This is a genomic window from Methylopila turkensis, from assembly GCF_027922325.1.
Lineage (GTDB): Bacteria > Pseudomonadota > Alphaproteobacteria > Rhizobiales > Methylopilaceae > Methylopila > Methylopila turkensis.
In genome coordinates this window covers 1,156,283-1,168,579 of the sequence record NZ_BSFL01000001.1, presented here as the reverse complement: position 1 = coordinate 1,168,579, position 12,297 = coordinate 1,156,283, and the positions used below count along the sequence as shown (strand labels likewise).

Annotated in this window: 13 protein-coding genes; 7 read left to right on the top strand and 6 right to left on the bottom strand. The window is 71.3% G+C overall.

What is annotated here, in order from left to right; all coding sequences use genetic code 11:
* Nucleotides 1-33 precede the first annotated feature (33 nt).
* Entirely contained in the window at nt 34-921 is an 888-nt protein-coding gene (locus PKE78_RS05555; protein WP_271199831.1) for a cation diffusion facilitator family transporter, read from the bottom strand.
* A gap of 138 nt (nt 922-1,059) precedes the next feature.
* Nucleotides 1,060-1,296 carry an Lrp/AsnC ligand binding domain-containing protein gene (locus PKE78_RS05550; RefSeq protein ID WP_271199830.1) on the bottom strand — a complete coding sequence of 79 codons (237 nt, stop codon included), beginning with the start codon at nt 1,294-1,296 and terminating at the stop codon, nt 1,060-1,062.
* 167 nt (nt 1,297-1,463) lie between these two features.
* On the opposite strand from PKE78_RS05550, the gene PKE78_RS05545 reads away from it, so the two are divergent.
* Entirely contained in the window at nt 1,464-1,991 is a 528-nt protein-coding gene (locus PKE78_RS05545) for a flavin reductase (RefSeq protein ID WP_271199829.1), read from the top strand.
* Here the strand turns inward: PKE78_RS05545 and PKE78_RS05540 are convergent.
* Both PKE78_RS05540 and PKE78_RS05535 read right to left on the bottom strand, forming a co-directional pair.
* Entirely contained in the window at nt 1,943-2,773 is an 831-nt protein-coding gene (locus tag PKE78_RS05540) for a DeoR/GlpR family DNA-binding transcription regulator (protein WP_271199828.1), read from the bottom strand. The two genes, PKE78_RS05545 and PKE78_RS05540, sit on opposite strands and share 49 nt — an antisense overlap.
* Nucleotides 2,774-2,869: 96 nt before the next feature.
* A complete protein-coding gene (locus PKE78_RS05535; RefSeq protein ID WP_271199827.1) occupies nt 2,870-3,934 on the bottom strand; it encodes a dTDP-glucose 4,6-dehydratase in 1,065 nt (354 codons plus the stop codon).
* A 259-nt stretch (nt 3,935-4,193) separates the two neighbouring features.
* Here PKE78_RS05535 and PKE78_RS05530 point away from each other — a divergent pair, with 259 nt between their 5' ends.
* A complete protein-coding gene (locus PKE78_RS05530; protein WP_271199826.1) occupies nt 4,194-5,027 on the top strand; it encodes a MipA/OmpV family protein in 834 nt (277 codons plus the stop codon).
* A gap of 117 nt (nt 5,028-5,144) precedes the next feature.
* Nucleotides 5,145-5,465: a hypothetical protein gene (locus PKE78_RS05525; protein ID WP_271199825.1), complete on the top strand. Its 321-nt coding sequence runs from the start codon at nt 5,145-5,147 to the stop codon at nt 5,463-5,465.
* A 9-nt stretch (nt 5,466-5,474) separates the two neighbouring features.
* Here the strand turns inward: PKE78_RS05525 and PKE78_RS05520 are convergent, their stop codons facing one another.
* Nucleotides 5,475-7,016 (bottom strand): outer membrane beta-barrel protein, encoded by a 1,542-nt coding sequence (locus PKE78_RS05520; protein ID WP_271199824.1) that lies wholly within the window; start codon nt 7,014-7,016, stop codon nt 5,475-5,477.
* 210 nt (nt 7,017-7,226) lie between these two features.
* Between PKE78_RS05520 and PKE78_RS05515 the strand changes: the two genes are divergently transcribed.
* The 3 genes from PKE78_RS05515 (at nt 7,227) to PKE78_RS05505 (ending at nt 9,984) form a co-directional block, all read left to right on the top strand.
* Nucleotides 7,227-8,276 (top strand): KpsF/GutQ family sugar-phosphate isomerase, encoded by a 1,050-nt coding sequence (locus tag PKE78_RS05515; RefSeq protein WP_428981227.1) that lies wholly within the window; start codon nt 7,227-7,229, stop codon nt 8,274-8,276.
* Nucleotides 8,277-8,393: 117 nt separating this feature from the next.
* Entirely contained in the window at nt 8,394-9,170 is a 777-nt protein-coding gene (locus tag PKE78_RS05510) for a motility protein A (RefSeq protein ID WP_271199823.1), read from the top strand.
* A gap of 1 nt (nt 9,171) precedes the next feature.
* Entirely contained in the window at nt 9,172-9,984 is an 813-nt protein-coding gene (locus PKE78_RS05505) for an OmpA/MotB family protein (protein WP_271199822.1), read from the top strand.
* Nucleotides 9,985-9,996: 12 nt separating this feature from the next.
* Here PKE78_RS05505 and galU read toward each other — a convergent pair whose 3' ends face one another.
* Nucleotides 9,997-10,875 (bottom strand): UTP--glucose-1-phosphate uridylyltransferase GalU, encoded by an 879-nt coding sequence (gene galU, locus PKE78_RS05500; RefSeq protein ID WP_271199821.1) that lies wholly within the window; start codon nt 10,873-10,875, stop codon nt 9,997-9,999.
* A gap of 237 nt (nt 10,876-11,112) precedes the next feature.
* Between galU and PKE78_RS05495 the strand changes: the two genes are divergently transcribed.
* Nucleotides 11,113-12,264, top strand: coding sequence for a lytic murein transglycosylase (locus PKE78_RS05495; protein ID WP_271199820.1), 1,152 nt, complete (start codon nt 11,113-11,115; stop codon nt 12,262-12,264).
* The last annotated feature ends 33 nt before the right edge of the window (nt 12,265-12,297 follow it).

Sequence of the window (12,297 nt, the reverse complement as noted above, 5' to 3'; positions counted from 1 at the left end):
GTTAAGATCGCGCGTCCGGTCCGAACGGTCGCTTCACAACACCACGATGCCGGCGTGCTTGGCCTTGTCGTCCGGCTCCACATGGATCGTGACGATCATGTCGCTGTCCATGGCGTGGAGCGCGCGCTCGATGCGGTCGCAGATGTCGTGGGCGGCGGAAACCCGCATGTCGCCCGGCACGACGAGGTGGAAATCCACGAAGGTCAGCCGTCCCGCCAGCCGGGTGCGGAGGTCGTGGGCTTCCAGCGCGCCCTCGGCGGTCTCCGAGATCGTCGTCCGGATGCGCGCGATCTGCCGATCGTCCGCGGCCTCGTCCATCAGCCCGCCGACAGAGCTCCGCACCAGTTGCGCGCCGGACCACAGCACGTTCAGCGCCACCAGGCAGGCGATGGCGGGGTCGAGCCAGGCCTGGCCGAAGGCGACGGCGGCGCCGATGCCGACCAGGACGCCCGCGGAGGACACCACGTCGGACAGCAGGTGCCTGCCGTCGGCGACCAGCGCGGGGGACCGGAGCGCCCGGCCGCGGCTGAACAGGACCCAGCACCACGCCGCGTTGATCATGCTCGCCAGCACGTTCGCGCCGACGCCGAGCGGCGTCAGGTCGACCGGCCGCGGCGACCGGAACGCCGACCAGGCCTCGTTGAAGATCGCGAAGGCGGCGATGATGATCAGCGCGCCCTCCACCACGGCGGAGATGTATTCCGCCTTGTGGTGTCCGTAGGGGTGCTCGCGGTCGGGCGGGGCCGCGGCGACCCGGACCGCGACGAAGGCGGCGCAGGCGGCCGCCACGTTCACCACGCTCTCGGCCGCGTCCGAATAGAGCGCGACGGAGCCGGTGAGCAGATAGGCGGCCGATTTGAGCCCGAGCACGAGCAGGCCCACGACGACGCTGCCGAGCGCGATGCGCTGCGTCTGGTCCATGCCCCGCTCCCCCCGGTCCTTCGTCGCGCGAGCGCTGCGCTTAGACGCGGCGGGCCGAGTCTTCAACCGGTATGTTCGCGACTGCGAAGCGCTCGCGGGAGCGGCCCGCCGCGGCGGGCCCGCGACGCGGGGAGAGCGTCAGAACGCCTTGAAGGTGATCAGCGTGTGGGTGTCGCGCACGCCCGGCGCGGTTTGCACGTTGCGGCCCACGAAATGGCCGACGTCGACCCCGTCCTCGACGTGGTACTTGACGATCAGGTCGTAGTCGCCGGCGGTCGAGTAGATCTCGGAATGCAGCTCCAGGTCGGCCAGATGCTCGGCGGTCTCGTAGGTGCGGCCGAGCTCGCATTTGATCTGGACATAGAAGGTCTGCATCGGCGTCGTGGCTCCTCGGGCGATGGCGGCCTGCGGGGGCGGAGAGTACGGCGGCGCGGGCAGCGCCGGCAACGCCCCGGCTGACGCGGCGGCCGCGGGTCGCTATATGAGCGGGATGGCGGCCGATCGGGCCGCGCGCGGGCGACGCCCCCGACGGAGCATCGGGTTTGACGGCTAAGGACAAGAGCGCGGCGCGGTTCCGCGAGGCGATGTCGCGCGTGCCGATGGCGGTGCATGTGGTGACGACCGACGGGCCGGGCGGCCGGCACGGCGCGACCGCGACGGCGGTGACGAGCGTGACGGACGCCCCGCCCACGCTGCTCGTCTGCCTGAACCGGACCAGCGCGATCGCGGCCAAGGCCCTCGCCAACGGCATCGTCGCCGTCAGCACGCTCCGTGAGGACCACGAGCCGGTCGCGCGCGCCTTCGCCCGCTCCTCCGGCGGACGCCCGGACGACCGCTTCGAGGTCGGCCGCTGGGAGCGGCGGGTCACCGGCGCGCCGGTGCTCGTCGACGCGATCGCGAGCTTCGAGGGCCGGGTCACCGCGACCCACGAGGTCGGCAGCCATGTGGTGCTGATGGTCGAGCTCGACGGGGTCATCGCGCCGGAGACGGAGCGCGAGGGTCTGCTCTATCGACGTCGCGCCTACGCGTCCGCGGCCGAGGCGCGCGCCGCCGATCCCGCCGACGCCTGAGCCGGCGGCGCGATCCGCGCGTCCGTCTCGACCACGCGGACGTCATGCGCGCCGCAGAGCGCCGCGAAGGCCGGATCGTCGACGCGGTCCGTGACGAACACGTCGATCTGGGACAGGTGGCCGATGCGCACCGGCGCGGTGCGCTGCAGCTTGAGCCTGTCGGCCACGAGGAACACCTCGCGCGCGTTCGCGATCATGGCCTGGCTCACCAGCGCCTCGCGGTAGTCGTGGTCAAGCAGCGCGCCCTCCGGATCGATCGCCGAGACGCCCAGCACGGCGACGTCCACCTTGAAGCGGCTGACGAGATCGACCGCCGGCTCGCCGACGATGCCGGCGTCGGCGCGCCGCACCGACCCGCCGGCCACCACCACGTCGATGCCCGGATGACGGTGGAGCAGCGACGCCACGTTGAGGCTGTTGGTGACCACGGTAAGCCCGTCGTGGTCGGCGAGCGCCCGCGCCACCTCCTCGGTGGTGGTGCCGACGTTGAGGAACAGCGAGGCCCCCTGCGGGGTCAGCCTGGCGGTCGCCCGTCCGATCGCGCGCTTGGCGTCCTGCGCCAGGAAGCGGCGGGCCTCGTAATCGACGTCGTCGAGCCCGCCGGCGACGGTCGCCCCGCCATGGGTGCGGGCGAGCAGCCGGCGGTCGCAGAGCTCGTTGAGGTCCTTGCGGATCGTCTGCGGCGTGACGTCGAAGCGCGCCGCGAGGTCCTCGACCACCACGCGCCCCGTGCTGCGCGCCAGCGCGACGATCTCCTGTTGTCGCGGCGTCAGCCGGTCCATGAACGTCCTCCCGGTTCTTTCAGTCTTTTGCCGGGAGGATGACACGCTGGAGCGTCGTCGCAATCGCGACGTTCGGCAGGGCCCCGGCCACGCCGTTCAGACGCCGCCGAGCCCGCGCCGGCCGCGGCCGAGCCGCAGGCTCGCGGCGTCGAGCCATCCGGCGTTCTCGAGGCACCAGTCGACCGTCGCGGCGAGGCCTTCCCCGAAGCCCACGCGCGGCGCCCAGCCGAGCGCCGCGCGGGTTGCGTCGTCGTCGAGGGCGTAGCGGAAGTCATGGCCCGGCCGGTCCGCCACCTGCCGGATCAGCGTCCGCCGCGCCGCGCCGCCGGGCAGGGGGCCGAGCCGCGCGTCGACGAGATCGCAGATCAGCCCGACCATCTCGCGGTTCTCGCGCTCCGCGCCGCCCGCGATCAGGAACCGGTCGCCGGGCGCGCCGCGGTCGAGCGCGCGTTCCAGCGCCTCGGCGACGTCGTCGACGAACAGCCAGTCGCGCCGCTGGCGGCCGTCGCCATAGAGCTCCGGCGGTTCGCCCGCCCTCAGCCGCGCGATGGTCAGCGGCGCGAGCTTCTCCGGCGCCTGCCAGGGCCCGTAGGCGTTGCAGCCATGAACGATCAGTGTCGGCAGGCCGAAGGTGGCGCGGAGGGCCTCCGCGACGTGGTCGCCGGCGGCCTTCGACGCCGCGTAGGGCGAGCGCGGCGCGTAGGGGCTGGCGGCCGTGAACGGCGGATCGTCGGGGCCGAGCGCGCCGAACACCTCGTCGGTCGACACCTGCACGAAACGGAAGTTCTCCCGTTCCTCGGGCGGCAGACGGCGCCAATACGCCAGCGTCGCGCTCAGCAGCCGCTCCGTCCCGAGCGCGTTGGTCCGCAGGAACGCCTCCGGCGCGTCGATTGACCGGTCCACATGGGTCTCGGCGGCGCAGTGCACGATCCCGTCCGGCCGGAACGCGGCGAGCGCCTCGGAGACCGTGTCGGCGTCGCAGATGTCGGCGTGGCGGAAGGCGTAGCGGCCGGACGTTTCGCAGACAGCGACCGCTTCAGGGCTGGCCGCGTAGGTCAGGGCGTCGAGGTTCAGAACGTCGCGGCCGTTCGCGACGAGCCGCCGCGTCAGCGCGGAGCCGATGAAGCCGCAGCCGCCGGTCACGAGCGTCCGCCGCTTCATGCGGGGACGGCGCACGCGACGGGGGCTGGGCAGGCGTCTGACGGCATGAGCGACCCTAGGAGCGGAAGCCTCCGTCGGGCAAGCCGCCGCGCTGCGGCGGCGGGGTGCGCGCTGGCGCCGCAGTGCGGCGGTTCCGCCACGCTGGCGATTAGTTTGTCTCCCGGGGGTGCTCAAGCGACAATGGAGGCGTTATCACAGCACCATCGCCTGCGTTTCCCGGTCCTGTCCGGGACGGGTCTCCCTCGGAGCGTTTCCCCCGATGAGCCATCGTACCGTCGCCCTGCTCGCCGCCGTCGTCGCGGCCGCTGCGGCCCCGGCTTTCGCCGCCGACGCGCCTGCCGACTACGGGACGACCGTGGTGGCGCCGGCGGAGGGCATCGGCCAGGCCGACTGGCGCGTGACCATCAAGGCGACCGGCGTCATCCAGCCAGAGTTCGAGGGCGCCAAGGACTACGCGATATCCGGCTATCCCGGCCTGAGCATCCGCCGCCCCGGCCAGCCGTGGAAGTTCGGCGCGCCTGACGACGGCTTCGGCTTCGCGGTCATCGACACCGACCTGTTCCAGATGGGTCCGGTCGCCCGCCTGCGTAGCGAGCGCGACAGCAGCGACGAGCGCAAGATCCGCGGCCTCTCCAACATCGACTGGGCGGTCGAGCCGGGCCTGTTCGTCGAGTTCTACCCCACCACCAAGACCCGCATCCGCGCCGAAGTGCGCCACGGCATCGGCGGCCATGATGGCTTCGTCGGCGACATCGCGGCCGACTGGATCGAGAAGTTCGACCAGTTCACGGTGTCGTTCGGTCCGCGCCTCGCGCTCGGCGACAGCGATTTCATGAACGAGTACTACGGCGTCAGCGCCCGCGAGTCGGCGCGCAACGGCCGGCTCGACGCCTACAAGGCGGACGGCGGCGTGAAGTCGGTCGGCGTCGCGGGCGCCGTGACCTACGACTGGACGCCGAACTGGAGCACGACCGCCTTCGGCGCCTACAACCGCCTGACCGGCGACGCCAAGGACAGCCCGATCGTGAAGCGGCTGGACTCGAAGGACAACTTCACCTTCGGCCTCGGCGCGGCCTATTCGTTCGACTGGTGAGACCCGCGGTCTCTTAAATCCTAACGAAATCTGAAGCGCTTTCTTCGGACCTCCGGCTGAACCATCGGCCGGAGCGTCTCCGCCTGGGCGGACGACGCCGCTGTCGCGGGAGCGCGCATGACGGTGTCCACTTCTTCGCAGGCCGCCCGCGAGCCGGGCCGTTCGGGCGACGACGCCCGCACGTTCGTGGCGCGGCAGGCCTCCGTATTTTCGGTCGTGAGCGCCGATCCGGCCGCAGGCGAGCTGTCGACGCTGGTCGCCGCCGTAAAGGGCGCGGCGCCGGTGACGCCCGCGGAGGCGTCGGTCGCGCTCCGCCAGGCCCGGGACGCCGCCGAAATGCTGGCGCGGGCGCAAGGCTCTCCGGTCTCGCGGCTCTACGCCGAACGGGCGGCGGCGCAGGGCCTCGCCTCCGGACGGCTGATCTCGGACTACGCCTGAGCGATCGGCCTACTGCCGGACCCTGAGGCCGAACTCGATGATCGAGGCGTCGTAGTCCTCGCCGGGCAGGTTGCTGTAGCGGCGCTCGTGCTGGAAGCTGCTGATCAGCGCCAGCGTGCGGTTCAGGCGGTACTCCGCCTCGAGTCCCAGCACCAGCGTGTCGTCGGTCCGGTCGGCGCCCTTGTAGTCCGCAGTCTCGTAATCCACCCGTCCGGTCAGGAGCAGGTTGCGGCGGAGCGCGTGCTCGACCGCGACGCCCACGCTGCGGCGGAGAATGCCGCCGGAGCCTTCCGTGACGGTCTCGTCGATCGAGCTGCGGGCGTTGAGGCGCACCGTGGTCAGCGCGGTCGGCGCCCAGGCGACGCTGCCGTCGAACAGCAGGCCGTCGACCGGCTTCAGCCGGTCGTCCTTCGGCGTCTGGCGGCCGTAGCCGACCGCAAGCTCGCCCGTGACGAGCCGCGTCGCCTCGAAGCGCGCGCCGCCCCTTAGCGCCCAGCCGTCGGAGCCGAGCCGCCGACGGGAGGCGTCCGCGCCGTCGCCGACGATGTCGTCGCCGAAGCGCCGGTCGTAGTCGCGGGTGTCGACGGCGATCTCCGCAAACGGCGCGAGCGCGGGGGAGACCTCGTAGGCTGCTCGGAGGCGGAGCTGGTAGGCGTTGTAGACGCGGTCGGAGTTGTCGAGCGTCGAGCCGTCGAGCAGCTTGGAGTCGTCGTAGAGGTAGCGGTCGGCGAGGCCGTCGAGCCGCAGGCTCAGGCGGTTGAAGCGCTGCGCGACCCCGAGCGTCGCGCCGTAGGAGCGCGAGATCTCGTCGCCGTCGATGTCGGTCGGCGTGTCCGGGTCGCCCGGCCGCGAGGTGGTGATCGAGGCCCGCAGCTGCGTCACGATCTGGGTGCGTTCGGTGACGTCGATCCGGCCGTCCGCGGTGGCGTTGACCTCGGGCTCGTAGCCGGGCGCGTCCAGGTCGACATAGCGGCGGATCTGGCCGGTGGCCTGCGCCCTGAGCTCGTGGCGCGACCAGTCCGACGTCGCCTCGATGTCGCCCCGCAGACGGTAGAACTTGGAGCTCTTGCCGCCGACCGGGTCGCGATCCGGGTTCGAATCGTAGCCGACGGCGCTTTCGAGCGTCGGGCGCAGCGTGAAGGTCCCCGCGCGCACGCCTCTGGGGGCGTAGGGGTCGTCCGCCGGGATGCTGCGCCGCGGCCGGAGCGCGTTCGCGCCCGTGCTGAGCGCCGGGCGGCGGGCGAAGGGGTTTCCGACGTCGATCGTGGAGGCGGGCGGTTCGGTCGCGCGGCGGTCGGGCTGGGCCTCGCCGCCATAGCCGCCGCCCGCGAGCGGCGCGTCGGCGGTTCCATAGTCGCCGCCGGCGAGGGCGCGGTCGTCCAGGCGGCGCAGCGGTTCGTCGGCGGCGCCGGCGTCGGCGGCCCCAGCCCCGGCCGTCGTCGCGCCGCCGCGGAGACCGAGATCGCCGCTTTCCTGCGCGCGCGCGCCGACGGCCGCGCAGAGTGCGGCGAGGGCCAGGGCGGCTGTGGAAAGCGCGCGGCGCGTGGGCATGCCGTCCTTGTCACCACGGTCGTTCGACCGGCGGGGGCGACGCCCGAGCCGGATGGTTAACGACTTTGAAACGGGCATGGTTAAGAAAGGCTTGCCGCCCCCGGGGAGGCCGCCTCCCGGAGCGGGCGTTGGCGCGCTTCGCGGCATGGTGGTAGAGCTTGCGCCCGATTGGCTCGTTTCTCGCCAGCGCGTTTTTGATCCGTGGTCCGCATGAACACTCCTTCCCCAGTCCCGCCGTTCGCGACGCCCCAGCAGGGGCGTGACGTCGCTCCCCCGCCGCCGCGCGCGACCATGCCGGACGAGGCGATCGCCTCCGCCGTGCGCACGGTTGAGCTTGAGGCTGCGGGCATGGCGCAGCTCGCGGAGGCGCTCGGCGGAGAGCTCGGGGCGCCGTTCGCGCGCGCGGTCGAAGTGATCGCGGCCGCCCGCGGGCGCGTCATCGTCACCGGCATGGGCAAGAGCGGCCATGTCGGGCGCAAGATCGCCGCAACACTGGCCTCCACCGGCACGCCGGCCTTCTTCGTCCATCCCGGCGAGGCGAGCCACGGCGACCTCGGCATGATCACCTCGGACGACGTCATCCTCGCGCTGTCCTGGTCCGGCGAGACCACCGAACTGCGCGACATGCTGCACTACGCCCGGCGCTTCCGCGTGCCGCTGATCGCGATCACCTCCCGTGAGGACAGCGCGCTCGGCCAGGCGGCGGACGTGGTCATGGCGCTGCCGCGGTCGGCCGAGGCTTGCCCGCACGGGCTCGCGCCGACGACCTCGACCACCATGCAGGTCGCGCTCGGCGACGCGCTCGCGGTCGCTCTGCTGGAGAGCCGCCGCTTCACGCCGACCGACTTCAAGCGCTTCCACCCCGGCGGCAAGCTGGGCGCGGTGCTGTCCTTCGTGCGCGACGTCATGCATTCCGGCGACGCCGTCCCGCTGATCGCGGAGGGCGCGCGGATGTCCGAGGCGCTGCTCGTGATGACGGCCAAGAGCTTCGGCTGCGTCGGCGTCGTCGACCGGGACGGCGGGCTCGTCGGCATCGTGACCGACGGCGACCTCCGCCGCCACATGGGCCCCGATCTCACCGGCATGGCGGTCGACCAGGTCATGACCCGCTCGCCGAAGGTGGTGCGCCCGAACGACCTCGCGGCCGACGCGCTGAGCTCGCTCCAGGGCCGCGCGATCACCGCGCTGTTCGTGGTCGATCGCGGCAAGCCGGTCGGGCTGGTCCACATCCACGACCTGCTGAAGCTCGGGATCGCGTGACGCCGGAGGCGGTTGCGCTCGAGTTAACCCGCGCCTTCACCGCCCCTTAACCGGAAATCTTCACCATCCGCCCCCGAAGCCGCGGAAGGATTCCGTCGCGGCGCTCAAGGGGCGACCATGGATATCGCGTCGATTATCGGCTTCGTCGGCGGCGTCGGCGTGCTGGGCTTCCTGATCTACGACGGCGGCGGCGTCGAGCGTTACTGGTCGTCCCACGCCGCGATCGTCATCTTCGGCGGCGCCGTCACCGCCACCCTGATCCGGTTCGAGATGGGGGCCTTCCTGTCCTCGTTTCCGACCGCCTTCAAGACCTGCTTCGGTTTCGGCGGCAAGCACTCCAACCCGCGCGACCTGATCGCCGAGATCGCCGAAATGGCGGCGATCGTGCGCAAGTCCGGCCCGGTCGGCCTCGACAAGGCGACGCCGCACGACAAGTTCCTGGCGCAGGGCGTGCGCTACGTGGCCGACGGCTTCGACGAGGCCTTCATCCGCGAGACGCTGGAGCGCGAGCGCGACCTGAACCTGCACCGCCTCGAGATGGCGGCGAAGGTGTTCCGCGGCATCGGCGACTGCGCCCCGGCCTTCGGCATGATCGGGACGCTGATCGGCATGGTGCAGATGTTCGCCGAGATGTCGGACCCGTCGAAGCTCGGCACCTTCATGGCCATCGCGCTGCTCGCGACGCTCTACGGCGCGGCGGTGGCGAACTTCTTCTTCCTGCCGATCGCCGACAAGATCACGATCAAGTTCGGCCATGAGGAGCTGAACCAGACCCTCGTCATCGACGGCGTGCTGAGCCTGCGCCAGGGCAAGAGCCCCGCGGTCGTGAAGGAGATGCTGCTCGCCTACCTGCCCGAGAAGCATCGGGCCGAGCTTGTCGAGGCGGCCGCCTGAGATGGCGAAGAAAAAGCACGCCGATCACGGCGGCGGCCATGGCTGGTTCGTCACCTTCGCCGACCTGATGGGCCTGCTGATGGCCTTCTTCGTCGTGCTCGTCGCCTTCTCGACGCAGGACAAGAAGAAGATGCAGATCGTGGCCGGCTCGATGCGCGAGGCTTTCGGCACCCAGCGCGACATCATGGCGGCCGGCATCGTCGACATCGGTGGAACGCCGGCTCGCACCGAGCTGCTCAACAACTCCGCCCGCACGCCGGGCGAAGCGGCGAACCTTGCGGGGCCGCTGTCCAAGAACCGCGCCGACACGGAGGCCGCCGCCCGCGGCTTCGCCCAGGCCGCGGCGAGCCTGCGTCAGGCGCTGCGCTCGATGCCGGAGATCGCCGAGGTCTCGAATCAGATCATGATCGAGAGCTCGTCCGAGGGCGTCGCGATCTCGATCGTCGACCAGGACGGACGCTCGATGTTCGCGCCGGGCTCGGCCATGCCGTCCCGGCGCATCGCCGAAGCCGTCATGGCGATGGGGCCGACCTTCCGCGCGCTCGCTTATCCGATCTCGATCGCGGGCCACACCGCGTCCGGCATGGCGGAGGGCCAGAACACCGATCCGTGGAAGCTGTCCGCGGACCGCGCGAGCGCAGTCCGCGAGCTGATCGCGGCGTCCGGCGTTCCGGACGCTCGCTTCACCGGCGTCGAGGGCAGGGCGGCGAGCGAGCCGATGTTCGCCGACGCGCCGCAGATCGCCGCCAACAGGCGCGTGACCATCTCGCTGACGGCGTCGCCCGGCTCGCTGCCGATGAACCTCACGCCCTGAGGCGACCGCGCCTCAGCCCTTGAGCAGTGCCTCCAGCTCCTTGCGGAATGCGGCGCCGAGCTCCTCGCTCGCGAGCGCATAGGCGACGTTCGCGCTCAGGAAGCCGAGCTTGGAGCCGGTGTCGTAGACGTCGCCGGGGAAGGCGTAGCCGGAGAACGGCTGCCGTTCGGCGAGCGTCAGCATGGAGTCGGTGAGCTGGATCTCGCCGCCCGCGCCCGGCTTCTGCTTCGACAGCAGGTCGAAGATCTCGGGCTGCAGGATGTAGCGGCCGGAGATCGCGAGGTTGGACTGGGCGGTGCCCTTGGCAGGCTTCTCGACCATCGAGGTCATCTTGAAGCCTTTGCCGACCGCCTCGCCGCGGCCGACGATGCCGTACTGGTGGGTCTGGTCGTCGGGCACCTCGTAGACCGCGACGACGTTGCCGCCGCCCGCCTCGTCGTAGACCTGGATCATCTCGGCGAGGCAGCCGCGCTTCGCCTGGTGCAGCATGTCGGGCAGGATCAGGGCGAAGGGCTCGTCGCCGACGATGTCGCGGGCGCACCACACCGCGTGCCCGAGCCCGAGCGGCTCCTGCTGGCGGGTGAAGCTGGTCTGGCCGGCGGCCGGAAGCTGCTTGCGCAGGATCTCGATCGCCTCGGTCTTGCCGCGGCGCTGCAGCGTGTCGTCGAGCTCGTACTGCTTGTCGAAGTGATCCTCGATCACGGCCTTGTTGCGGCCGGTCACGAAGATGAAATGCTCGATCCCGGCTTCGCGCGCTTCGTCCACCACATGCTGGATCACCGGCTTGTCGACGACGGTCAGCATCTCCTTCGGAACGGCCTTGGTCGCCGGCAGAAAGCGGGTGCCGAGGCCGGCGACGGGGAACACGGCTTTACGAATCGGGCGGGGCATAAGGTCTCCGGCTTCTGGTCGCGCGGCCGCCGCCGAACAATGGCCGCGGTCGGCGCGTAAATTGGCATGTCTGGCGCTGAGGTAAAGGTCAGGTTTCCACGTATCCCGCCGCCGGGCTCACGCGGGGGTGACCAACGCGGTTAACCGAATGCAAACTCTCAGGCGTAAGTTTGGTGAACGCAATCTGAACCCGATCCGCCGCCGTCGTTCCACGGCGGCGCGCGAGGAGAACGCGAGATGTCCGCGCGTCACCGCATCATCGTCCGAGCCGCCGCGGCGGCGTTCGCAGCTCTTGGAGCGTGGAGCGCGCCGGCCGCCGCCAGCCCGCTGGACGCCCGTTTCGACGCCTTCGTGGCCCGCCTGAAGCCGCAGGCGGCCGCCGCGGGCGTCAGCCCAGCGACCTTCGATCGCGCCTTCCGCGGCCTGAAGGTCGACCAGGAGGCGATCGCCAAGTCGCAGTACCAGCCGGAATTCCGCACCACCATGGCGCAGTACGTCGACACCCGCGTGTCCGACACCCGCGTCGCGGCCGGTCGGCAGAACTACGAGCAGTGGAAGGACACGCTCGCCCGGCTGGAGCGCTCGACCGGCGTCGACCGCTACGTGATCCTGTCGGTCTGGGGCATGGAGACCAACTACGGCGCCTCCATGGGCAATCACAACGTGATCGAGGCGCTGGCGACGCTCGCCTGCTGCCAGACGCGCCGGCCCGAATTCTTCCGCAAGGAGCTGATCGCTGCGCTGCAGATCCTGCAGCAGGGCCATGTCTCGCCCGAGAACATGATCGGCTCCTGGGCCGGCGCCATGGGCCACACCCAATTCATGCCGACGAGCTTCAAGGCCTACGCCGCCGACTACAATGGCGACGGCAAGCGCGACATCTGGACCTCGATCCCCGACGCGCTCGCCTCGACCGCGAACTACCTGAAGAAGCACGGCTGGCATAGCGGCTACAGCTGGGGCTACGAGGTCGCGCCCGGTGGCTCCCGCCGCGTCGACGGCGGCGCGCTGCCGGCGGCGGCGTCGAAGCGCTTCGCCCCGGTGGGGCCGAATGGCCCGACCTTCATGCTCACCGGCAACTTCCGCGTCATCAAGCGCTACAACAACGCCGACAGCTACGCGCTCGCGGTCGGCCACCTCGCCGACCGTATCCGTGGCGGCGGCCCCATCCGCACCCCCTGGCCCAATCACGACAAGCCGCTCGAGGAGCAGGAGCGGTTCGAGCTGCAGGCGCTGCTCGCCCGCCGCGGCTTCGCCGTCGGGGAGCCCGACGGCAAGATCGGTCCGGCGACGCGCGAGGCGATCATGTCGTACCAGCAGGCGCAGGGCCTCGCGCCTGACGGCTACGCCGGCGTCTCATTGCTGAGGCGGCTGCGGACGGCGCGCTGAGCGGGGCGTGGCCCTCGCCGCGCCCCCGTGCTA

Bases quoted from the DNA above. Each gene is read 5' to 3' on its own strand.
- PKE78_RS05495 (WP_271199820.1), top strand. From the start codon at position 11,113: ATGTCCGCGCGTCACCGCATCATCGTCCGAGCCGCCGCGGCGGCGTTC.
- PKE78_RS05535 (WP_271199827.1), bottom strand. From the start codon at position 3,934: ATGAAGCGGCGGACGCTCGTGACCGGCGGCTGCGGCTTCATCGGCTCC.
- PKE78_RS05515 (WP_428981227.1), top strand. From the start codon at position 7,227: ATGAACACTCCTTCCCCAGTCCCGCCGTTCGCGACGCCCCAGCAGGGG.
- PKE78_RS05540 (WP_271199828.1), bottom strand. From the start codon at position 2,773: ATGGACCGGCTGACGCCGCGACAACAGGAGATCGTCGCGCTGGCGCGC.
- PKE78_RS05525 (WP_271199825.1), top strand. From the start codon at position 5,145: ATGACGGTGTCCACTTCTTCGCAGGCCGCCCGCGAGCCGGGCCGTTCG.
- PKE78_RS05520 (WP_271199824.1), bottom strand. From the start codon at position 7,016: ATGCCCACGCGCCGCGCGCTTTCCACAGCCGCCCTGGCCCTCGCCGCA.
- PKE78_RS05505 (WP_271199822.1), top strand. From the start codon at position 9,172: ATGGCGAAGAAAAAGCACGCCGATCACGGCGGCGGCCATGGCTGGTTC.
- PKE78_RS05530 (WP_271199826.1), top strand. From the start codon at position 4,194: ATGAGCCATCGTACCGTCGCCCTGCTCGCCGCCGTCGTCGCGGCCGCT.
- PKE78_RS05510 (WP_271199823.1), top strand. From the start codon at position 8,394: ATGGATATCGCGTCGATTATCGGCTTCGTCGGCGGCGTCGGCGTGCTG.
- PKE78_RS05555 (WP_271199831.1), bottom strand. From the start codon at position 921: ATGGACCAGACGCAGCGCATCGCGCTCGGCAGCGTCGTCGTGGGCCTG.
- PKE78_RS05550 (WP_271199830.1), bottom strand. From the start codon at position 1,296: ATGCAGACCTTCTATGTCCAGATCAAATGCGAGCTCGGCCGCACCTAC.
- galU (WP_271199821.1), bottom strand. From the start codon at position 10,875: ATGCCCCGCCCGATTCGTAAAGCCGTGTTCCCCGTCGCCGGCCTCGGC.